This is a genomic window from Desulfosudis oleivorans Hxd3, assembly GCF_000018405.1.
Classification (GTDB): Bacteria; Desulfobacterota; Desulfobacteria; order Desulfobacterales; family Desulfosudaceae; genus Desulfosudis; species Desulfosudis oleivorans.
Genome location: NC_009943.1, coordinates 1,136,947 through 1,159,804, shown reverse-complemented (window position 1 = coordinate 1,159,804; position 22,858 = coordinate 1,136,947). Strand labels below are relative to the sequence as shown.

14 protein-coding genes are annotated in these 22,858 nt (G+C 58.4%); 8 read left to right on the top strand and 6 right to left on the bottom strand.

What is annotated here, in order from left to right; all coding sequences use genetic code 11:
* Positions 1–52 precede the first annotated feature (52 nt).
* From DOLE_RS05080 to DOLE_RS05055, 6 genes are all read left to right on the top strand, one after another.
* A complete protein-coding gene (locus tag DOLE_RS05080) occupies positions 53–1,195 on the top strand; it encodes a protein-glutamate methylesterase/protein-glutamine glutaminase (protein WP_041280367.1) in 1,143 nt (380 codons plus the stop codon).
* A gap of 7 nt (positions 1,196–1,202) precedes the next feature.
* Positions 1,203–2,054: a CheR family methyltransferase gene (locus tag DOLE_RS05075; protein WP_012174415.1), complete on the top strand. Its 852-nt coding sequence runs from the start codon at positions 1,203–1,205 to the stop codon at positions 2,052–2,054.
* Positions 2,055–2,307: 253 nt separating this feature from the next.
* Positions 2,308–4,110 (top strand): B12-binding domain-containing radical SAM protein, encoded by a 1,803-nt coding sequence (locus DOLE_RS05070; RefSeq protein WP_012174414.1) that lies wholly within the window; start codon positions 2,308–2,310, stop codon positions 4,108–4,110.
* 231 nt (positions 4,111–4,341) lie between these two features.
* Positions 4,342–5,211: a glycosyltransferase family 2 protein gene (locus DOLE_RS05065; protein ID WP_012174413.1), complete on the top strand. Its 870-nt coding sequence runs from the start codon at positions 4,342–4,344 to the stop codon at positions 5,209–5,211.
* Between the two features lie 69 nt (positions 5,212–5,280).
* Positions 5,281–6,375, top strand: a complete 1,095-nt coding sequence (locus tag DOLE_RS05060) for a tRNA-queuosine alpha-mannosyltransferase domain-containing protein (RefSeq protein WP_012174412.1) — start codon at positions 5,281–5,283, stop codon at positions 6,373–6,375.
* A 63-nt stretch (positions 6,376–6,438) separates the two neighbouring features.
* Complete coding sequence (locus DOLE_RS05055; protein ID WP_012174411.1) at positions 6,439–7,167, top strand: lysophospholipid acyltransferase family protein; 729 nt, start codon at positions 6,439–6,441, stop codon at positions 7,165–7,167.
* Positions 7,168–7,334: 167 nt separating this feature from the next.
* Here the strand turns inward: DOLE_RS05055 and DOLE_RS05050 are convergent, their stop codons facing one another.
* On the bottom strand, positions 7,335–8,792 hold the full coding sequence (locus tag DOLE_RS05050; RefSeq protein ID WP_012174410.1) for a coniferyl aldehyde dehydrogenase: 1,458 nt from the start codon (positions 8,790–8,792) through the stop codon (positions 7,335–7,337).
* A gap of 215 nt (positions 8,793–9,007) precedes the next feature.
* On the opposite strand from DOLE_RS05050, the gene DOLE_RS17070 reads away from it, so the two are divergent.
* Positions 9,008–14,389 carry a PAS domain-containing hybrid sensor histidine kinase/response regulator gene (locus tag DOLE_RS17070; RefSeq protein WP_167320841.1) on the top strand — a complete coding sequence of 1,794 codons (5,382 nt, stop codon included), beginning with the start codon at positions 9,008–9,010 and terminating at the stop codon, positions 14,387–14,389.
* 40 nt (positions 14,390–14,429) lie between these two features.
* On the opposite strand, the gene hrpA is transcribed toward DOLE_RS17070, so the two are convergent.
* The 5 genes from hrpA to DOLE_RS05025 all read right to left on the bottom strand — a co-directional run bounded on the left by hrpA (position 14,430) and on the right by DOLE_RS05025 (position 21,561).
* Positions 14,430–18,353: an ATP-dependent RNA helicase HrpA gene (gene hrpA / locus DOLE_RS05040; protein WP_012174408.1), complete on the bottom strand. Its 3,924-nt coding sequence runs from the start codon at positions 18,351–18,353 to the stop codon at positions 14,430–14,432.
* Positions 18,354–18,366: 13 nt separating this feature from the next.
* Positions 18,367–18,990, bottom strand: a complete 624-nt coding sequence (locus tag DOLE_RS05035) for an SET domain-containing protein-lysine N-methyltransferase (RefSeq protein ID WP_012174407.1) — start codon at positions 18,988–18,990, stop codon at positions 18,367–18,369.
* Complete coding sequence (locus tag DOLE_RS05030) at positions 18,971–20,842, bottom strand: carbamoyltransferase family protein (protein WP_012174406.1); 1,872 nt, start codon at positions 20,840–20,842, stop codon at positions 18,971–18,973. Before DOLE_RS05030 ends, DOLE_RS05035 begins: the two co-directional genes overlap by 20 nt.
* 13 nt (positions 20,843–20,855) lie before the next feature.
* On the bottom strand, positions 20,856–21,005 hold the full coding sequence (locus tag DOLE_RS18410; RefSeq protein ID WP_012174405.1) for a DUF5989 family protein: 150 nt from the start codon (positions 21,003–21,005) through the stop codon (positions 20,856–20,858).
* 187 nt (positions 21,006–21,192) lie between these two features.
* Complete coding sequence (locus DOLE_RS05025) at positions 21,193–21,561, bottom strand: SxtJ family membrane protein (protein WP_012174404.1); 369 nt, start codon at positions 21,559–21,561, stop codon at positions 21,193–21,195.
* 143 nt (positions 21,562–21,704) lie between these two features.
* On the opposite strand from DOLE_RS05025, the gene DOLE_RS05020 reads away from it, so the two are divergent.
* Complete coding sequence (locus DOLE_RS05020; protein ID WP_012174403.1) at positions 21,705–22,841, top strand: metallophosphoesterase; 1,137 nt, start codon at positions 21,705–21,707, stop codon at positions 22,839–22,841.
* Positions 22,842–22,858 lie beyond the last annotated feature (17 nt).

Sequence of the window (22,858 nt, the reverse complement as noted above, 5' to 3'; positions counted from 1 at the left end):
CCGCGCACTTTCCTGAAAAGTTATTCACCGCCAAGCGAAAATGAAAGAACCGATGGACGATACCGAAAAACTGAAGGTGCTGGTTGTTGACGACACCATCCTGTACAGAAAAATTGTAAGTGATGCTCTGGCCGAGTTGCCCAACATTGAGATCGTGGGAACGGCCAACAACGGCAAAACCGCCCTCTCCCGCATTCTTACCCTGCATCCCGACTTGATCACGCTGGACGTGGAAATGCCCAGCATGGACGGCATTGAGGTGCTCGAAGAGATCGCCCGCCAGCAAATCGACGTGGGCGTGATCATGCTCAGTTCCCTCACCTACGAAGGGGGTGAACTGACCGTCAAGGCCCTGCAGCTGGGAGCCTTTGACTTTATTCCCAAGCCGGAGCTGAGTTCCATCAGTGACAACCGGCAATATATTCGGGACCGGCTGGCCGCCATTATCCGGTCTTTCACGGGCCGAAGAGAGATCAAACGCATTCTTTCCGGAAAAACCGTGTTCCGCCGGGCGACGCCGGGACTACCGTCCGCGGCAGCGGCTCGCCCCATCATCACCGCCGAAACCGTGGCCCATCGCCTTCAGAAAGCCGACAAACAGGTCCGGCGCGCCGGCGGCTCCAAGGTGGTGGCCATCGGCATTTCCACAGGCGGGCCCCGGGCCCTGGGCACCCTGATTCCCATGCTGCCGGCGGACATTAATGTGCCGATTCTTGTGGTTCAGCACATGCCGCCCCTTTTCACCCAGTCCCTGGCCAAAAGCCTCAACGCCAAATCTTCTCTTTTTGTAAAGGAGGCGGAAGAGGGCGACGAGCTGATCCCCAACACCGTGTTCATCGCCCCGGGGGGCCGACACATGAAACTGACCTCCGGCGCGGGCAGGAAGATCATCGCCGTCACCGACGACCCGCCGGAAAACAGCTGCCGGCCCTCGGCGGATTACCTCTTCCGGTCCGTAGCCGAGCACTTCGGCGAGGCCGCCACCGGCGTAATCATGACCGGTATGGGAACGGACGGCAACCGCGGCCTGGAAACAATGAAACAGCGCAACAGCTTTATCATCGCCCAGGACGAGGCTACCTGCACCGTCTTTGGCATGCCCAGATGGCCCATTGAAGCCGAAATCGTGGATGTGGTGGCGCCCCTAGACCGTGTGGCCCAGGCAATTATCAACTCCGTCAGACCCTCCAGATAGCCGGTTCATGGCCAAAATCACCCCCATTGAATTCAAGGTCTTTTCCAAGTATATCTTTGATGTTTGCGGCATCACCCTCAAAGAGGGGAAGGAATACCTGATAGAGACACGCCTGTCGCCACTCCTGGAAAAACACGGGTGCGTCTCCTTCAGCGAAATCTATTACAAGGCCAGACGGGACAAGGACCTGGAAAAGGAGATCATTGACGCCATCTCCACCAACGAAACCTTCTTTTTCCGGGATGTCACGCCTTTTGAGGTACTTCAGCACAAGATCCTGCCGGACCTGATCGACAAGCGGGGACGCAGCCTTCGTCCGGGCGCGCGGATTCCTATTCGCATTCTCTCTCTGGGGTGCTCCACCGGCCAGGAGGTTTACACCATCACCTTTGTATTGCGGGCACTGGGCCTTGGCACGGACATGTACGACATCCGGTTGATCGGTGTGGATGTTTCCAATGCCGCCATTGCCAAGGCCAGTTACGGGGTCTATTCGGAATTTGAACTCTCCCGGGGCCTCTCCCCGGCCCAGATCAGCCAGTATTTTCTCAAGCTGGACGAGAACCGGTGGAAGGTCAAGGATGAGTACCGATGGCTGGCGACGTTTGAGACCCACAATATTTTCGACACGTCAAAAGACCTGGGCCGGTTTGACATCATCTTCTGCCGCAACGTGGGCATCTATTTTTCGCCCATCGACCGGATCAAAATGTATGAAAAAATCGCGGCCATGCTGGAACCGGACGGCTACCTGCTGATCGGGGCCACGGAATCGCTCACCTACGACACGGACCGGTTTGTTCCCAAAAAGTACCTGCGGGCCGTCTTTTATCAACCCAATCCCGCCGTCACCGGGTAGAACAATCCTTCCGGCTTTTCATCTCCGACCCTCAACCGGTGCCCTCTGGCAGATGCCGGCAGAGATCATATTGGAAAGCGTCCGATCATCATCCGGAACCCCATGGCAAGTCATTGTAAAAAATTTGTAAATGCTTATTTTCTTAACGTTTCTCCTTGAACGCCGCCCTTTTTCAGGTGTATGGTAAAACCAGGTTTACAGATTGATGGTTTCAAACAACCGGATAAAGGGTAAACGTGAAAGGGAGTTCGTCATGAAGCGTCTGAAAAACATTCTGCTGGTGTATCCTGAAATTCCCACCAACACTTACTGGAGCTTCACCTATGCCCTTCGGTATGTAAACAAGAAAAGCAGCATGCCGCCCCTGGGCCTGATCACCGTGGCGGCCCTGCTGCCCGACACATGCAACCTGAAGCTGGTGGACATGAACATCGAGCCCCTGACCGAAGCCGATGTCCTCTGGGCCGACGCGGTCTTTGTATCGGCCATGATCATTCAACAGGAATCCCTGAGGCAGGCCATCGCCCTGTGCAACCGCCTGAACAAACCGGTGGTGGCCGGCGGCCCCTACCCCACCTCCAGCCATGAAGAAATTGCCGGCGTGGACCATTTTGTTCTGGGCGAAGCCGAGGCCGTGCTGGCGGAATTCATCGCCGACTATGAAGCCGGCACCGCCCGGCCCATGTACCACGGCGACACCCGGCCGGACATCACCTATTCGGTAACTCCCCGGTTTGACCTGCTCAAGCGGGAAGCTTACGCCTCCATGGCCGTCCAATACTCCCGGGGCTGCCCCTTCAAATGTGAATTCTGCGACATCTGGGTGGTCTACGGAAACAAGCCGCGGCTTAAATCCGCTGAAAACGTGCTGGCCGAGCTGGACACCCTCTACCGCCTGGGCTGGAAAGACGCGGTGTTCATGGTGGATGACAACTTCATCGGCAACAAGTCCCGCGTTAAAAAAGAGTTGCTGCCGGCTTTAATCAAGTGGCAGAAGGCCCACAACTACGTCTTTGAATTCTACACGGAAGCCAGTATCAACATGGCCGACGACGCGGAGCTGATGAGACTGATGAGTGATGCCGGCTTCAACCAGGTGTTCGTGGGCATTGAGACCCCGTCCAAGGAGGCCCTTGAGGAGACCGGAAAAAGCCAGAACCTGAAATATGACCTCAAGGATGCGGTCAGGGCCATTCAACAGCACGGCATGGAGGTGATGGCCGGTTTTATCATCGGGTTTGACAGCGACACCGAGGATATTTTTGAACGGCAGATCGCCTTTATTCAGGAGACCGGCATTCCCAAGGCCATGGTGGGCCTGCTTCACGCCCTGCCCGGCACCGTCCTTTACAACCGGCTGGAAAAAGAGGGGCGGCTGTCCGGCCACGCGCTGGGATCCAACACCCATACCATGGCCACCAACGTGGTGACAAAAATGGATTCGGAGACCTTGAAGCAGGGCTATAAGCGAGTGCTGGGCACCCTTTACGATGCCAACATGAAAAACTACTTTGCCCGGTGCGACATGCTGCTGGACAATCTCAAGGGCACCGGATTCAAGCAGCGGGAGGTCCGTTTTGACGAAATCAAGTCCCTGCTCAAGTCCCTGACCAGCCAGCCCTTCACCGGCTATGGATGGCAGTATCTCAAATATATCACCCGGAACCTGTTCCGGCATCCCGATCTTTTTGCCGAGGTAATCACCTATGCCATCATCGGCCACCATTTTCGCACCATCACCCAGGAGACCCTCAAGGCGGACCAGGTGATCTCAAGGCTGGATGAAATTTACGCGAAAACCAGGGCCCAGCTGACCCAGTATTCCCAGGCGATGAAAAGCTCCTCGGCCAACCGGCTGGCCGATGTCTCCCGCATCTGGGGGGAGTGCAAAAAAAGTCTCGGCCGGACAAAGGGCCGGATCAGTCATATTCACCGCGATTTTCGGGGGGATGTCACCTCCCGTTACGAAGAGACCCAGCAGAAAATCCGGCAGCTGTTTGCCGAGGAAAAACAGGATACCGGCTTTGACAGGCACAAAGGCGCAAAAGCCGCGTAATGCCTGTTGGCCCGACTGCCAAAAACGTGTATAAAAGAGGAGGGACGACACTGCGTGTCGCCCCTCTTGTTTTATAAAAACACACAAAAAAGTCTCTTCGTGTTCTTCCATATCTTCGCGGTCTTCGTGTTGAAACACCAGACCGATTGAGCCGGCCGGTCGTTTTTAGCGCGAAGACACAAAAGACACGAAGCGCACAAAGAAAAAGTCTCAACGAGAGGCAATCTCATAGTGAACCGCACCTCTTTACCGCTGGTCAGCGTGGTCATTCCCACCTACAACCGGGGGCCAATGGTGACCGAAGCCGTTGCATCGGTCCTGGCCCAGGACTACCCGGCCATTGAAATCATTATCGTGGATGACGGATCCAGTGATGATACACCCGGTCGCCTTTCCCCCCTGAAGAACCGGGTCACGATAATAACCCAGGAGAACCGGGGCGTGAGCGCAGCCCGCAACGCCGGCGTGGCCCATGCCGGTGGCGAATATATCGCCTTTCTCGATTCTGACGACCGGTGGCTGCCGGAAAAGATATCCACGCAAACAGCCTTTTTCGCTTCCCGCCCCGATGCCCTGATCTGCCAGACCGAGGAGACCTGGATCAAAAACGGCAAGCCGCTTTTTCCCAGGGCCCGTCACAAAAAACGATCCGGCATGATCTTTGAGCCCTCCCTGGAGCTGTGCCTTGTCAGTCCGTCGGCGGTGATGATGAGAAAAGATTTTTTCCTGGATGTGGGCGGTTTTGACGAATCGCTTCCCGCCTGTGAAGACTATGATCTGTGGCTGCGCATCAGCATGGTCCATCCTGTTTACCTCATTGAAACACCCCTGGTGATCAAACAGGGCGGTCATGACGGCCAGCTCTCCGCCATGCCGGGCCTGGACCGTTATCGGATTTACGCCATTTGCAAAGCCATCGACACCGGCCGGCTGTCCGAAGATCAACACCGCGCGGCCCTTGCCATGCTGAAGGAAAAGTGCCGCATCTACGCGGCCGGTTGTGAAAAAAGGGGACGGCGCGAAGAAGCGGCCCGGTACCGGACGATGGCCACGGCATATGGCAACAGCGACACCCCGCCAGCGCCCCTGCATTCCGCCTGACAACCGTCAGGGTTGGCAAGCCGGGGCCTGCGTAGTAACATGCCTGAAAGAACCTTCTTGAGGGCGGTAATGAAATTTTTGTTTTTAGAATCCTATTACAGCGGCTCCCATGCCCGTTTTGCCGACGGCCTGAAGGCCGCCTCTTCCCACACCATCGACCTGGTCACCCTGCCCGGTGAAAACTGGCAGTGGCGCATGATGGGCTCCGCCCTCTACCTGGCCCGAAAAAAGCTGCGGCTGTCAGATTATAACGGCCTGATCGTCACCGACCTGTTTAACCTGGCCGACTTTCTGGCCCTGACCGGCACCCGTCACCCGCCGGTGATGGTCTACTTTCATGAAAACCAGCTCACCTATCCGCCCCCGCCGGGAGACAAAAACGCGGCCCTGCTGGGCATGGTCAACATCTCCACGGCCCTTGCGGCAGACAGTGTTGCCTTTAACTCAACCTTTCACATGAACGGGTTTCTCGACGCGGTTTCCACATTTCTGGACCAGCGGCCCGACTGCCGGCCCGGCCGGGTTTCCGCGAAAATCGCTCAAAAATCCATGGTGCTTTATCCGGCCATTGACGCTCCACCTGCCGGTGCCGCGGCCCATGGCCGGAAAACACCGCCCCTGATTATCTGGAACCATCGCTGGTCCTATGACAAAAAACCGGCCCTGTTTTTTACGGCCCTCCAAAGCCTGATCGACCAGGGCCTGGATTTCCGGGTAGCCCTGCTGGGGGAAAACACCGGCAAGACACCGCCCGAGTTCGCATCGGCCCGTGACCGGCTGGGAAACCACCTGGTCCATGCGGGATATGCGCCTTCCCGGGCCGAATACCACAGATGGCTGAAGCGGGGGGCCATTACGGTGAGTACGGCCATTCAGGAGAATTTCGGGCTTTCCATGGCAGAGGCCGTGGCCCACGGCTGCCTGCCCCTGGCGCCCCACGCTCTCTCCTATCCTGAAATCCTTCCCGCCGACGCATGGGAGTACTGCCTTTACAAAGGGAAAAAGGCCCTGGTAGCCAAACTGGCCCGGCTGACCACCGGTCACGAAACACTGGTCCCTCTTCGCCGGGAACTGGCGGCCGCCATGGGCCGGTTTACCTGGGAAAACCGAATCGCCGAATTCGACCGGACACTTGAGGCCCTTGCCGGAAAAAAAATATCCTGATATAAAATGACTCATCGGCGTATTGAAAGAAGCACTTTCAAATAACACACTGCGGGGCCAAGAATGAAAACAATCGCGCTGTGTTTCTATGCCATCTACCGTCCGGCCTTCTACCTGCTGGTTATCATTGACACCACCCTCCTGGGGCTGCTCACCATCGCCGCCTCCTATTTTGACCCAAAGGGGAACCGGGTCCACTACATCGGCAAATTCTGGTCCCGGCTCAACATGCTGCTTTCCGGCGTGCGGGTAAAAATGATTCACCCGGAGCATATCGACCCGAAACGCTCCTACATTGTGATGAGCAAACACCAGAGCCATTATGACGTATGGGCACTGATCGGTTTTCTGCCCCTTCAGTTGCGGTGGGTCATGAAGATGGAACTGCGGGAGATCCCTGTTTTCGGCCTGGGATGTGAGCGCATGGGCCACATCTACATCGACAGGAGCCACCCGGACCGGGCCTATAAAAGTCTGGAGGTTGCCGGCGAAAAAATAAGAAGCGGGGCCTCGGTGGTCTTCTTTCCCGAAGGGACCCGCAGCACGGACGGCAACCTGCGACCCTTTAAAAAAGGGGGGTTTAACATTGCCCTGGCCGCCGGCGTACCCATTCTCCCCATCACGGTACGGGGCAGCCGACAGGTGCTTCCCAAGGGAAGCGGAAAAATCATGCCCGGCACCATCGAACTGGTGATCCACGAGCCGGTCCTGCTGGATGGGTATACAACGGAAAACCGGGAAGAACTGATACAGCGGGTTCACCAGATCATTGAGGCGGATCTCAAGCTGTAGGGCCGCTGCCCGGTACGGGCTTTCACCACTTTCTTCGTGCCCTTCGTGATCTTCGTGTTAAAAAGCGGCCGGCCAACTAAGCCGGCAGAGTGTTTGGACACGAAGTATAAGCGGACGGCCGGCTCAATCGCTCTGGTGTTTCAACACGCAACACAAGCAGATGTTCCTTATTTCAACAGCAGGCGGCGCAGCAACCGGAAGCCGGGCCGGTCATAGGGCGGCAGGATCAGCCGGTTGAGATTGAACCGGGACTTTTCAAACACGCTTCTGGCCTTGGAAAAGGTCAGAAACCCTTCCTGCCCGTGATACTCCCCCATGCCTGAAGCGCCGATACCGCCGAAAGGCAGATCATCCGCGGCCGCGTGCACCAGGGTCTCGTTGACCGACACGCCGCCGGAAATGGTGTTGCGGATCACAAAGTCCGCGTTTTTACGGTTATAGCCGAAATAATAGAGGGCCAGGGGCCGGGGCCGGTCATTAATGTAATCAACGGCCTGCTGCAGCGTGTCATAGGGCAAAACAGGCAGAACCGGACCAAAAATCTCCTCCTGCAAAAGACGCATTTTTTCCGTGCAGTCGCGCACCAGGTAAAGCGGCATTTTTCGCGAACCGGCAAAATCCTCGCCTGCCGGGTTTACCGGAATAACGGTTGCCCCGCGCATCTCGGCGTCGCGCAGCATCTCCTGCAGCCGGGCGTGCTGCCGGTCGTTGATGATCGCGGTGTAGTCCGGATTTTCCTTTACCGTGGGATAGCAGCGGGCAAACACCGTTTTGCAGGCATCCAGAAACGGCGCCATGCGATCGGCGGGGCACAGCACGTAATCCGGCGCGATACAGGTCTGACCGGCGTTGAATGCCTTGCCGAACATGATGCGCTCGGCTGCCCGCTCCACCGGGATATCGCGGCTGACAATGGCAGGCGACTTGCCGCCCAGCTCCAGGGTCACCGGTGTCAGGTGGTCGGCGGCTGCCCGCATGACATGGCGGCCCACATCGGTAGAACCGGTAAACAACACGTGATCAAAGGGCTGCCCTGTAAACGCCATGCCCACATCGGCGCCGCCCCACACCACGGCCACATGGTTTTCGTCAAACCGTTCCGCGATCATCTTCTGAAAAACAGCGGCCAGCCGTGGGGCATACTCGCTCATCTTGACCATCACCCGGTTGCCCGCGGCCAGGGCGGCGGTCAGGGGACTGACTGCCAGGAACAGCGGATAGTTCCACGGCACAATGATGCCCGTCACACCCTTGGGCTGATACTCCACCCGGGCCCGGGCCGGCCGGAACATCAGACCCGGCGTACGACGGGAAGGCTTCATCCATCCGGCCACATGCCGGGCCGCATAGGCCAGCCCTTCCATGGAAGGAAACAGCTCGGCCAGCAGGGTCTCATCCGCGGACCGCCCCTCAAAATCCGCGTCAATGGCCTCAATGATGGTTTTCTGGTACGTCTTCAACCCCTCTCTGAGCCGGTAAAGGTGGGCCACACGCTCTTTGGCGCCGGGCCATGGGGCCTGGCGAAAGGCGGCCTGCTGGGCCGCGAAGACACGGTCGATCTCTTTTAACGGGGTGGCCGCCTGGAATACGCCACTGCCTGCAGGCGTGATGGAACCGTTCTGCATGGTCCTGTTCTCCTTTGGAAATGCGGGGTTGCCTATCGGCATGTCGGCCCGTCAGACCGATATGTTTTATGATCATGCCACACCCGGCCTTCGGGTGCAACCAATGGGGCCGGCCCAGCTTATGATTGACCTTGATTCCCTGTCATAGTATGCTCAGCGTTATAAAATCGGCACAGTTAAAACACGGGACTCCCTTTAACCCTCTCGGAAGGGCCATGTACATGGGCATCAAAAAATTTTTTGACCGCCTCCTTTCCCCACCGCCCGACACGGCCAGAATACAGGAACTCCTGCGCACCGAAGAGCACTACCACCTGCTGGCAAACCATATCCATGAAGTGATCTTCACCATGGATATGGACTTCAAATATACCTACATCAGCCCTTCGGTTGAACATCAGCGGGGGTTTACCGTTGAAGAGGCGATACACCTTCCCTTTGATAAAAATGTCACACCGGCATCGGTGGAAAAAATTATCGATCTGGTGACCAGGGGCATTTCGGCAAACCGGGAAGGACGAGGCCCCACCCCGCCCCAGACCATCACCATTGAGGTTTATTGCAAGGACGGCTCCACCCGCTGGTCCGAACTGACCGGGGATTTTCTGTATGACAAAAACGGCAACCCCACGGGACTCATCGGGGTCAGCCGGTACGTGGATGACCGGGAGGAGGTCAGGGAGGAGCTGATCCGTTTCAAACAGGCCATTGACGGCACATCCGAGGCCATTGGTTTTTCAACACCCTCCCGCCACCACGTCTACCATAACAAGGCCTTTGCCCGGCTGTTCGGCTACGATACCCCGGAAGACCTGGAAACCGCGGGTGGCCCTGTCACCCGGTTCAAGGACCCCCGGACGGCCGAAGACCTTTTTTCCACCATCGTATCCGGCCGGCCCTGGTCCGGAGAAGTGGTGATGATCGACAGAAACGGCAGGGAGTTTATCGCTCTGCACAGGGCCGACGCCATTCGGGACCGAAACGGCGAAATCACACTCCTCATGGGATCGATCATCGACATATCGGCCTTAAAAAAAAGGGATACCGAATTCCGGCAGCAGGAGTCGCTCTATCGCCTTCTGGCGGAAAATACGTCGGAGATCGTATCCATCATTGACCTGAAGGATCTGTCCCATCGTTACCTGTCGCCATCGGTTGAAAAGATTCGAGGATTTACCCTGGAGGAGGCCATGGGCCACTCCCTGGACCAGGTGCTGGCCCCGGCATCCCATGAACTGGCCATAACCGCCATTACCGAAGAGCTGGCCAGGGACGGTCAGCCCGGCGTGGATCCGGACCGGCACCGGGTCCTGGAACTGGAGCAGCTCCGCAAGGACGGCTCCACCGTCTGGACCGAGCTGGTGGCATCCTTTTTGCGGGACACAGAAGGCAAGCCAACGTCCATTCTCACGGCGGCACGGGACATCACGGAACGTAAAAAAGCGGAAGCAGCCATTCGGGAGAGTGAGACCCGCTATCGCATGGTGGCGGAAAACATCGGTGAAGTGATCTATATCTTTGACCTGAACGCCCTGCGATACACCTATGCCAGCCCGTCGGTGCGCCACACTTACGGATACACAGTCGAAGAGTCTCTTTCCCTGCCCATTGACAAGGTCTTTACCCCCGATTCCATCAACCGGATCCTGGAAACCATCGAAAAAGAACTGGCCCTGGAGGGCAAGCCGGGTGTGGACCCGGACCGGCATGTCACACTGGAACTGGAGCAGTACCATAAAAACGGATCGGTTCTCTGGATCGAGACCACGGTGAAGGGACTGCGCGACGAGACCGGCCGTCTGGTGTCGGTGGTGGGTGTCTCCCGGGACATCACGGAACGCAAAAAAGCGGAGGCCGCCATTCGCCAAAGTGAGGCCCGGTATCGGCTCCTGGCGGAAAACATCAGCGAAATCATTTATATTTTTGACATCACCCGGCTGCAATACGCTTATGTCAGCCCCTCGGTTTCGACCGTTTGCGGATATACGCCGGAAGAACTGCTGACAATCCCGCTGGACACTCTGGTCACCCCCTCCTCCTTTGACCGCGTCGTTGAAAGACTCACTGAAGAGCTCCAGAAAAATGGTAAGTCCGGGGTGGACCCGGACCGGGCCGTCACCCTTGAATTGGAAGTTTACCATAAAGACGGCTCTCTTTTATGGATGGAGACCACGGTAAAAGCGGTACGGGATGAGACGGGTCATCCCGGACTGGTGGCCGGCGTGGCCAGAAACATCACCGAGCGCAAGACGGCCGAAGCCGCCATTCGGGAGCGGGAAAAGCTCTACCGGCTTCTGGCCGACAACATCACCGAGATGATCTCCATCATCGACATCGAAACACAGAAGCACCTCTATATCTCTCCCTCGGTGGAACATGTCCGGGGCTTTACCGTGGAAGAGGTGCTGGTCCAGCCCTTTGATCGGATTTTCACCTCTGAATCCTACCGGTTGGCCATGGCCACCCTGGCCGAAGAGATTGAGAAAGATGGCAAGCCCGGCGTGGATCCAGACCGGGCCGTCACCCTGGAGCTGGAGCAGTTTCGAAAGGATGGTTCCACCATCTGGACCGAGGTGGTGGTCACCTTTCTGCGGGACGCATCCGGCCGGCCGGCCAGCATGCTGGCAGCGGCCCGGGACATCTCGGAACGCAAACGGGCGGAAAATGCCATTCGCAAAAGCGAAGAACGCTACCGCATGCTGGCCGAAAACATCAGTGAAGTGATCTACATTCTTGACAGCGACACCTTCACCTTCCGCTATGTAACCCCTTCCGTGGAAAAACTGCACGGCCTGAGCCCGGAAGTGTTCATGAAACTGCCCCTTGCAAGGGTGTTGACACCCGAGACCCTGGCCAAAGTCACCCGGACCATTCAGACCGAGCTGGCCCAGGACGGCTCCCCCGGCCTGGATCCGGACCGGTTTGTCTCCCTTGACATGGAAGCCTACCGTGCCGATGGCTCCACCGTGTGGGTGGAAAACACCGCCCGTTTTCTGAGAGATGACAATGGCAGGCCCGTATCCATACTGGGTGTGGCAAGGGACATCTCGGAACGCAAAAGGGCTGAAACTGCCATTCGAAAAAGTGAAGAGCGCTACCGCATGCTGGCGGAAAACATCAGTGAAGCCATTTTCACCATTGATCTTGCCACACTGAAACACACCTATGCCAGCCCGTCGGTCAAGCAAATGTATGGTTTTACTCCGGAGGAGTTCATCGCCCGGCCCATTGAACAGGTGATCGTTCCCAAATCCCTGGACCGGCTGATCGTGGCCGTGGCCGCGGAACTGGACAAGGACGGCAAGCCCGGCGTGGACCCGGACCGTAACGTAACCCTTGAGCTGGAGCTCTACCGCAAGGACGGCTCCTCCGTATGGGTGGAAGCTTCAGCCAAGGCCCTGCGCAACGCGGATGGGGAGCTGGTGGCGGCCCTGGGCGTGGCCAGGGATATTTCCGAACGGAGAAAAGCGGAACAGGCCCTTCGGGAAAGCGAGGAAAAATTCCGCACCCTGGTGGAAAAAACCAACGAGCTGATTTTTTCAATGTCGCCGAAAGGTGTCTACACCTATATGTCACCGAACGTAAAAGAGCTGATGGGCGCCGATGCCGCCGACGTGGTCGGCCGCAATTACGCCGAAAATATTCACCGCGACGACAGGCCCTCCTGCGAGGCCGATGTCCGTACGCTGGTTGAGACCGGCGTGTTGCCGGAAGGCAGAGAATACAGGGTCCAGCACAAGAATGGCTCATGGCGATGGCACGAAACCAGCCTTTCCGCCCAGAAGGATAAAGCGGGTAACGTGGCCTCCATTATCGGCATTGCAAGAGATGTCACCGACAGAAAAGCCAGCGAGGCGGCCCACAACCGATTGCTTTCATGGCACGCCGGCATCAACCGCATCCACGACCGTCTTCTGAGCGCGGACAACCTGGAAGATCGTCTCAAGGTGATCACCGACGGCGTTGTGGATTCCTTTGACTCCCTTCTTTGCCGCATCTGGATCATGGGGGCGCCGGATCGTTGCGACGGGCGCTGCCCCCACGGCCGTGACAAAAAATCAGCCCGCCTGTGCCGCGGTGTCAGTCAGTGCCTGCACCTGACAGCCAGTTCCGGCGACACGGACCGCACCGACGGTTACTACAGCCGGGTGCCCCTTGGGTATGAGGGGATTCAATGGATCGAGGGCAGAGAAGTGCCCGGTTTTCTGACCAATGACGCGCAAAACACTCCCATTGTAAAAGACAGGGACTGGATCGACAAAAACAGTATCGTCTCTTTCACCGGCCGGCAACTGCGGGACAACGCCGGCAACGTGATCGGCGCGCTGGTCTCCTTTGCCACACACGCCGTAGACAGAGAAGAGTACGAGATGTACAGCAACCTGGCCAACACCGCCTCCCAGGTGGTGCTGTCCAGCCTGGCCGAGGCCTCAACGAAGCAGGCAAAAGAGGCGGCGGAAGCGGCCAGCCGGGCCAAGAGCGAATTCCTGGCCAACATGAGCCACGAAATCCGAACCCCCATGAACGGCGTCATCGGCATGACCGACCTGCTCCTGGACACCGACCTTACCGAAGAGCAGCTGGAATACGCGGAAAGCGTGAGAAGCAGCGCGGAGTCCCTGCTGGTAATCATCAACGATGTGCTTGATTTTTCAAAAATAGAGGCCGGTAAGCTCAAGCTGGAAGAGATCGACTTTGACCTTGAAAAGCTGCTCAAGGAGGTTAACGACACCATGGCTCCCAGGGCCCGGCGCAAACGCATCCGCCACGATGTCATCCTGAAGGAAGAGGTTCCTTCCCTGCTTAAGGGCGACCCGGTGCGGCTGCGGCAGATTCTTTTCAACCTGTGCGAAAACGCCGTAAAATTCACCGAGGCCGGATCGGTGAAGGTTGCGGTTTCCGCGCCGCACCAGACCGACACAACAGCGACCCTGCTTTTTGAGGTGACCGACACCGGCATCGGCATTGCACCGGAGCATCACCAGGCCATTTTTGAGTCTTTTTCCCAGGTGGACGCCTCCACCACGCGGCAGTACGGCGGCACAGGTCTGGGCCTGGCCATCACAAAAAGACTGGTCTCTCTGCTGGACGGAGAGATCGGCGTAACCAGCGAGCCGGGAAAAGGTTCCACCTTCTGGTTCACCCTGGCCCTTGAAAAACAGCCGCAGCAGAAGGCCGGCGATTCGGTGGGCGAAACGCCGGTCCCGGCCTTTTCCGGCAGCATTCGACCTTTGCGCATCCTTCTGGTGGAAGACAGCGCCATCAGCCGGCGGGTCCTTTTGCAGATGCTGGACAAAATGGGCCATACCGCCACCATTGCCGTCAACGGGGCCGAAGCGGTGAAGCTCTTTTCCCGCCAATCCTTTGACATGGTGCTCATGGATATTCAGATGCCGGTCATGGATGGTATCGCCGCCACAAAACAGATAAAGTCCATGCAGAAAGAGACCGGGAAAAAGGTACCGGTGATCGCCATCACGGCCAATGCCATGGCCGGAGACCGGGAGCGCATTCTTTCCCAGGGGCTGGACGACTACGTAGCCAAACCGGTGAAAATGGAAACCCTGGCAGACGCCATTCGGCGGAATACGGTCTGATGTTCATTTGCCCCCTCTGACGGGCTCCCCAGGGAAGGACTCACACCATTCCCTCAATTTCGCGAAGGTTCTCCTCCAGTCTCTTTTTGGAGACGGGGAAAGCGGTTTTCAACTCCTGGGCAAAGACCGACACCTTATATTCCTCCACCATCCAGAAAAAATCTTCCACGGCCCGGCGCTTCTCATCGGAAGTATCGGGCAGAAGCTCAGCCACCAAACGGTCGAGAACGGCACATGACCAGGCCACCTTTTCGGCTTTTTGCCGGTCTCCGGCGAGGTTTTCCACGGCCCGGCGGGCTCGAATGACAGCGGCCTGCATATACCGGGGCAACCGCTCCAGGTCGGCAATATGATAGATCGTCACAAAGGTTTCGGGCACCAGGGTCGCCAGGTCGGCCTCGATGGTCTTCAGCACAAGGGCGGTGTCTCCGCCGGCCCGCTGTGACGCGACAAGCGTTTGAATCTGCCGCCGTGCGTCATGGTACGCGCCGACCACCGTTTCCACGGCCGTCCGCAGCTGATGTGCCCTTTCGTAAAGCCGGCCGGGCACTTCAATCGCAAGGGCCTCGAATTCCGCTGCGGTTCGAATGCTGACGGCCAGCAGGTTGTCGGCCACCTTCTGTTGCATCCGCTGTTCAAGGGACTTTGCCCCGCCCAGCAGCACTGCCTTCAAGGCCGCCTGTTTTGACAGGGCCACATCCCTGCCCAGAAAACGGACCTCCCTGGAAAGCGCCAGCAGCAGGAGTCTTTTCACGCCCTGGACATGGGCGGCAAGGGCCTTGGACCGGCTTTCAAACAGGCGCAGGTCCACGTGGCCGGTCCGGTCCACAAGGCCGGGAAAAAGGCGGATATGCCTCTTTCCGGCATCGGCCACGATCTCTTCCGGCAGATCACCAAATTCCCAGGTTCGGCATCCGGTCTTTTCCCATTGCCTTTTCAGGGGCGCCAGGCTATCCGCCGGCAGCCCCTGGTCAAAGGACTGTCGCAGAATGTCACGGTTACGGGAGACCTCGATCTCCCGGTTACGTTCATCCGTAATAGCAATACGGGCATGAAGGTGTTCAGGCAGTTTTTCCGGCTGCCACGCCGAAGCGGGAACCTCAACGCCAAACCGCTTGCGGATGAACAGGGAGAGGGCCGAGACCAGGGGCCGCTTCCTTTGTGGCATTTCCGTTGTGATGATCTCCACGGTGCGGCTGATGGGCACCAGCTGTTTCCGATAGGCCTTGGGAAGCCCCTTGACCAGGGCCGCTATCTTTTCCGTCAGCAGTCCGGGGACCAGCCAGTCCAGATGGTCCGGATCCACGTCCGGCGCCCGGTGCGCCGGTATCCGAACCGTGACGCCGTCTTCATCTTTTGCCGGGTCAAAGGCGTACAGACAGGCAAACTGTTCCCGGCCCAGGTGAAGGGTGTCCGGAAAACCGGCCATCTCCTCTGGGTCCGGCTCTTCTTTAATCACATCGGCCCGCGACATCTTCAGAAAATCGACCCCCTGTTCCGCGATGCGTTTCTTTAAGGTGCGCATGCTGTACACATCGTTGTCCAGCCGCTGGCGATAAAAGGCGAACAGGTCGTCATCCCCGGCCAGAAAGGTTTTCCGCCGCAGGCGATTTTCAATCTCCACGCCCTCTTCGATGAGCCTCGTGTTGTGGGCCATGAAGGAAAGGGGCTGTTTCACGTCACCATTTACCAGGGCGCTGCGGATAAAAATATCGGCGGCACCGGCCGGGTCCACACGGCCGTAGGAAACCGACTCCCGAAAGTCCACTGTCAGGCCGAAAAGGGTGGTTCGGCAGTCAGCCACCACCTCCTCCCGGCTTCTGCGCCACCGGGGGGCAAGATAGGTTTCCCGGCACAGGTCTCCTGCCAGGGGACGAATCCATTGCCGGTCAATAGCGGCCACGGTCCGGGCATAGAGCCGGGATGTCTCCACCAGTTCAGCGGCCATGATCATGGACGGCTCGGTATTGAACAGGGCCGAACCGGGAAAGATCATCATCGTTTTTCCACCGGCGCCATTGTATATGTTTTTTTCCTTTTTCTCGGCGATGTTGGAAAGGTATCCGGAAAGCAGGGTCCTGTGAAAAGCCGCGTAAAAACCGTCCGGGTCCTGATGACGGTCGATGGCGGCGAGGCCGGTTCCCAGTCCATGTTCCTTTGCGATTTGCTGCATCTGGGCATACAGGTCCCGCCACTCCCGCATACGCCGGAACGACAGAAAATGGTCCCGGCAGAACCGCTTCAGTTGCCCGGTACCTTTATCCCGGCACGCCTCCCATATGTTAAGCAGGGTGATAAAATCAGAGGCCGGGTGGGCAAAGGCGGCATGGGCGGCCCGGGCCTCCTTGAGCCTTTCCGCCGGTGTCTCCCTGGGGTCCTGCATGCTCAGGGCCGACACCACGACAACGGCCGGTTCCAGGCAGCCGTTTTTCCCGGCCTCAATCAGAATGCGGGCCAGCCGGGGGTCTGCCGGGATCTTTGCCATGAGCCGGCCGGTTTCGGTCAATCGGTAGCCGCCCCGGCTGACGGCTTGAATGGCGCCCAGTTCCACCAGGGTGTCATACCCGTCCCGAATGCTCCTGTCCGCGGGCCGGTCCACAAAGGGGAAAGTGTCCGGCGTGCCCAGCTTCAGGGCCATCATGCGCAGTACCACCTCGGCCAGGTTGGCCCGCAGAACCTCGGGTGGGGTGAACAGGTGGCGGGATTCAAAATCCTTCTGGTCATAGAGACGTACGCATACACCGTTTTCCACGCGCCCGCAGCGCCCGGCCCGCTGCTGGCAACTGCTTTGTGATATGGACCGCACCGACAGCGATGTGGTGCGGGTACGGGGATTGTAATAGGATATGCGGGCAAGGCCGGTGTCCACCACGTACCGGATACCGGGAATGGTAATGGATGTTTCGGCGATGTTGGTGGCCACGATGATTTTCCGGCCCGGGGGCCTGGAAAAAACCCGGGCCTGGTCCGCACCGGAAAGCCGGGCAAAAAGGGGCATCACGGTTGCGCCGGGCATGCGGCGGCCCTCGATCATGTCGCAGGTCTCCCGTATGTCCTGGGCCGTGGGCATGAACACCAGAATATCACCGAAGGGGCTGCGCCTGCAGACGCGCTCCACTTCGGCCACGGCCAGTTCCACGTAGGTAGGGGGCTCGCCGTTGCCGAATTCCGGTTCCGGGGGCGTGTATTTTATCTCCACGGGATACATGCGGCCCGACACCTCTATCACCGGGGCCTGATCAAAAGCCGCTGAAAACTTTTCCGTGTCAATGGTGGCCGACGTGATTACCACCCGCAGGTCGTCCCGCTTTGCCAGCACCTGTTTGAGAATGCCCAGAATAAAGTCGATGTTCAGGCTCCGCTCATGGGCCTCGTCCACCACAATGGCGTCATACTCATTTAAATAGCGGTCCCGCTGGGCCTCGGCCAGAAGAATGCCGTCGGTCATGATCTTGATCAGGTGAGTACCGGCCGTTGTATCGGAAAACCGGATCTTGTGACCCACCAGGCCCGTTGATGCCGTTCCCAGTTCGTCGGCGATTCTGGCGGCTACGGACACCGCCGCGATGCGCCGGGGCTGGGTGCAGCCGATGCGACCGTCCCTGCCGCATCCGGCAGCCACGCAGTACCGGGGAATCTGGGTGGTCTTGCCCGACCCGGTGGCCCCGGAAACAATCACCACCGGATGTTTCTGAATCGCGGCGATGATTTCATCCTGGCGGGGGGCAATGGGCAGGGCAGGGTCCGAGGGGAGCCGGGGAAAGCGGTCATACCGGAAAGCACGAAGGGCCACTGATCCCTCCAGCCGGGCAATCAGCTGGGAAACCTCCCTTTCCAGGGCCGGGCCGGACAGGGGCCGCCTGCCGCCGGAAATGGCGGAAAGCCGGCGCAGCGCATACTGCCGGTCAACCCGCAGGGCCTGATTTGCCAGACGGTAAGCGGCTTTTATTGAATTTGTAAACATGGACGTCCAGACGCTAACCGCCGTTGTCGGCCAGGGAGCGAAAGCCGCCCTCCCAGTATTCATTGCCATAACTGATGAGCAGCTCTTCGTCCTTTTCGATGTTCCGGCCGGCCACGAAAAAGAGCACCCACTGGCCGTCGATCAGGGTGTGCTCCACCTTCAGGTTGGGTGGGGCCCCGTGGTTGACAAACCGCATCTCGTTTCCCTCCTGCCGGCCGTTGATCTCCAGCTCGGGAAGCCCCTTCGGTTTGTCCAGGTAGTACCACGAGTAGTCGGACTCATGCCCGTTTTCCGCGGCAAAGACCGGCTCGTCCTTTCCCGCGACCTGGACCACGCCGGCGTACTCACCGATAAAGGCGTCCTTCTGAATCGGGGCCGCGGCAAACACCCCCAGGCCGATGGCGGCGTCGACACGCTGAATATAGATGGGCGCGACATCAGCCGCCCGAATCGCATCACCATAGAGCCGGGCCAGGTGTGCGAACTCCTCGCGGTTGGCCCGGTAATAAGGGGTCCGGTCCAGGCGGACGGACAGCAGCGGTTCAAAGTCCACCCGTGATCGCGGCAGGTAAAGAACCCCCTGCTGCTTAAAGAGAAGATGAATCTGTTTTTCGGTTCTATAGCATCGGCTTTTCATTCGGTGTCTCTTTCACGAAACAGGGCTGGCCTGTCTTTTCAAATAAAAAATTTTCAATCACCAGGCAGTCCATACCGGTTTGCATAAAACAGGCATAAGCTTCTGCCGGAGTGCACACAATCGGTTCGCCCCGCACGTTGAAGCTGGTGTTAATCAGGACCGGACAGCCGGTTTCCTGTTTAAAGGCGCAAAGCAGGCGGTGGAACCGTTCATTGGTTTTTCCGTCCACCGTCTGGACCCGCGCAGAAAAGTCCACGTGGGTGACCGCCGGTATCTCGGAACGGGGCACGGCCAGGCGCTCCTGAAGGGTCAGCGCGACCTCGTTGTCCGGCACCGGCCTGCGCCGGGAAGGCTTTACCGGCGCGGTGAGCAGCATGTAAGGAGAGGGCGCCTCCAGCGCAAACCACTCCGTTGCGTCTTCGGCCAGAACCGCCGGGGCAAAGGGCCGAAAGGGCTCCCGAAACTTGATCTTCAGGTTCAGCCTCCGCTGCATGCCCGGATCCCGGGGGTCGGCCAGAATGGACCGGTTGCCCAGAGCCCGGGGGCCCCACTCCATTCTGCCCTGGAACCATCCCACCACCTGGCCGGCGGCCAGCCGCCGGGCCACGACCCCGCACAGATCATCCATGCTGTCGTACCGCTCGTAAACCGCGCCGAACTTTTTGGCCATGCGCCGGACATTCTCTGAATAAAACGCCGGCCCCAGCAGCGCGCCTTCCATCCGGTCGGTGCCGTCGGTTATCACGGGAAGCGCTTTGCCTCCCTTTATGCAGTAAGCGGCATAGGCGGCTCCCAGGGCGCCGCCGGCATCGCCTGCGGCGGGCTGAATCCATACCTGGTCAAACAGACCGCTTTGCAGAAGACGGCCGTTGGCCACGCAGTTTAAGGCCACACCGCCGGCCATCACCAGGTTTTTTGCGCCGGTAATGGTTTTCAGTGTTTTTGCCAGGCGCAGCACGATCTCCTCTGTTACCTGCTGAATCGCCAGGGCCATATTCATGTAATCCCTCGACAGCCCGGCTTCAGGCAGTCGCCGGGGAATACCGAACAGCTTTTCCCATTTTCTGTCGTTACACATGCGCGAACCGGCGGCAAAGTCAAAAAAGTTCATGTTCAGCAGAAACGATCCGTCCGGCCGCAGGTCCACCAGGTTCTCATAAATCAGCGCCTTGTAACGCCGGAAGGTATCGCCCTGGGGGTTGCCGTAGGGCGCCAGTCCCATCAGCTTGTACTCGCCGCTGTTCACGGCAAACCCGCAGTAGTAAGTAAACGCGGAATAAAGCAGGCCCAGGGAGTGAGGGAAGTGCAGCTCTTTTAACAGGGTGATACGGCCCTGCTCACCCATGCCCAGGGTGGTGGTGGCCCACTCCCCCACCCCGTCGACAGTCAGAATGGCGGCACTTTCAAAAGGAGAGGCAAAATAGGCGGAGGCACTATGGGAAAGATGGTGTTCGGGGAAAAACAGCGCCGGCCGGCGGCTCGGTTGTTCGCCGGTCGCATCGCAAAGTTCCCGGTACAGCAAAGACTTTGTAAACAGCTTTTCTTTCACCCAGACCGGCATGGCGGCCAGGAATGCGCCAAGGCCACCGGGCGCAACGGCGTGATGGGTTTCCAGCAGGCGCTCGAACTTGAGAAAGGGCTTGTCGTAAAAGGCCACGGCCGCCAGGTCGTCCAGGGCGCAGCCGCCTTCGGAGAGCACATACCGCACGGCATTCCGTGGAAACGCGGCATCGTGACGGACACGGGAAAACCGTTCCTCCTGTGCCGCGGCCACAATCCTGCCGCCGTCCAGCAGCACGGCGGCGCTGTCGTGATAGTATGCCGATATGCCCAGAATCGGTCGCTGTTTCATAGTCCCGTGTATTTTAAAAAAGCGTGTAGACAAAAGGCGCTACCGCGGTATTGCCGGTCAGCACGATCAGCAGACCGAAAAAGAGCAGCACCAGGATGACCGGTGCCAGCCAGTATTTCTTGCGCGTTCTTAAAAAACCCCACAGATCCCTGAGAAAGTCCATTTTCTTCTCCGCCGGCAGGTGTTCTAACCCGGATATTTCATGAAATTTTTCGGCATAAAATTGATATAAAATACCTCAAACCGTTCATAACAGTTTGTGTTTTCAAAAAACGCCTGAAATCAATTTCAACACACTGTATCTTATATAAAAATTAACCCATGTCGAAAAATTTCATGAAATATCCGGGCTAATATGGATGCTCAATATCTTCCGGCCCAAAGGTGTGGTGCCGGTCGGCAAACACTGAACCATCCGCCTGTTTCCACCGCTTCCGCAGCATGGGGTCCTTTCCGGCCGCCCGGCGCACCACGGCCACAGGCGTCACAACCAGAAAATAAATGGCGGCCAGAATCACCCGGGACATGACCGCGCCGAGGATGCGGGAAAGTGCGAACCACAAGAAGGCCCAGGGGGTAAAGAGCCGGGGCACTGTCATGCAGACCAGCACGGCAAGGGCGGCCACCGCCACCAGCAGATGGCTTTTCAGCGCCAGGGCGATAATCAGCAGGATCAGCACAAACGCCAGCCCCGCATCAAGGGTCTCTTTCCGGGTCATTGTCCTGTCTCCAGGGTAAGGCATCAGCCGTTTTGCGGCATGGCCCGGCTTTTATCTGTTGACAGCCGGCCCGGCTTTCATTACTACCATATAAACGTATTCAGGTCTTGCAAAAAATTTCATGAAATATGCAGGTTAGCGCCATGTTCCGAATCATGCTCACTTTCTCGGTCACCCTGTTGCACGGATACGTGCTCTGGCGTGCCGCATCCACCCCTTTTTTTAAAAACCGGTTTTCCGCCGGGCAACTGGCCGGCGGCGGCTTTGTCCTCTGGGCCGTGCTGGTGGCCGGGGGCATCTGGGCCCACGGCCATGAAGGGCCGGTTTTTTTTGTTCTGGAATGGATGGGCATGGCCTGGATGGGGGCGTTGTTGCTGCTGGCCACCTCCCTGGCAGCGGTTGAGCTGGCCACCGGTTTCGGCCTGTTGTTCCGGCACTCCCTTCCTCAGCTTCGCCAGTGGGCCCTGATCGCAGGCGGGCTGCTCTGCCTTGCGGCCCTGGTCCAGGGGCTTCGACCGCCGGTGATCCGCCATCACGATGTGCAGATTCAAGACCTGCCGGCCGAAATGGACAACACGCTTATCGCGGTCCTCACCGACCTGCACATCGGCCCCCTTCTGGGGGAGAAATGGCTATCCAGTCGCATTGCCCAGGTGGCGGCCCTCAAGCCTGCCCTGGTGGTGCTGGTCGGTGATATCGTTGAAGGCCACGGCATCTCAGGCCCCCACGACCGCCTGGCCCAGGCCCTTGGCCGGTTTTCAGCCCCCCTGGGCGTCTGGGCCGTGTACGGCAATCACGAATTTTACGACCGGTCCGAAATCGCCATGACCGTGATTCAAAAGGCCGGCATCAACGTGTTGCGCAACCGATGGGCCGAAATCGCACCGGGCCTGGTGCTGGCCGGTGTGGACGACCTGACGATTCATAAACGTTCCGGGAAAAAAGTAGACCCGGTGCGGCAAGCCCTTGAAAACCGGCCGCCGAAAGCCGCTACTGTCCTGCTTTCCCACACGCCATGGGACATGGAAAAAGCAGCCCGCCTGGGTGTTGACCTGATGCTCTCCGGCCACACCCACGGCGGCCAGATATGGCCCTTTGATTTCCTGGTAAAACTGAACTACCCGTTTATCGAAGGCCGTTACGCTGTCGAGACCATGGCACTGATCGTAAGCCGGGGCATCGGCACCTGGGGCCCCCGCATGCGACTCTGGGCCCCCGGCGAAATACTTGCCGTCAGGCTGCGTGCAACCGCCCGGCCCGATACGGAAAGCCTTTATTGATTCGCTGGTCAAAGCCG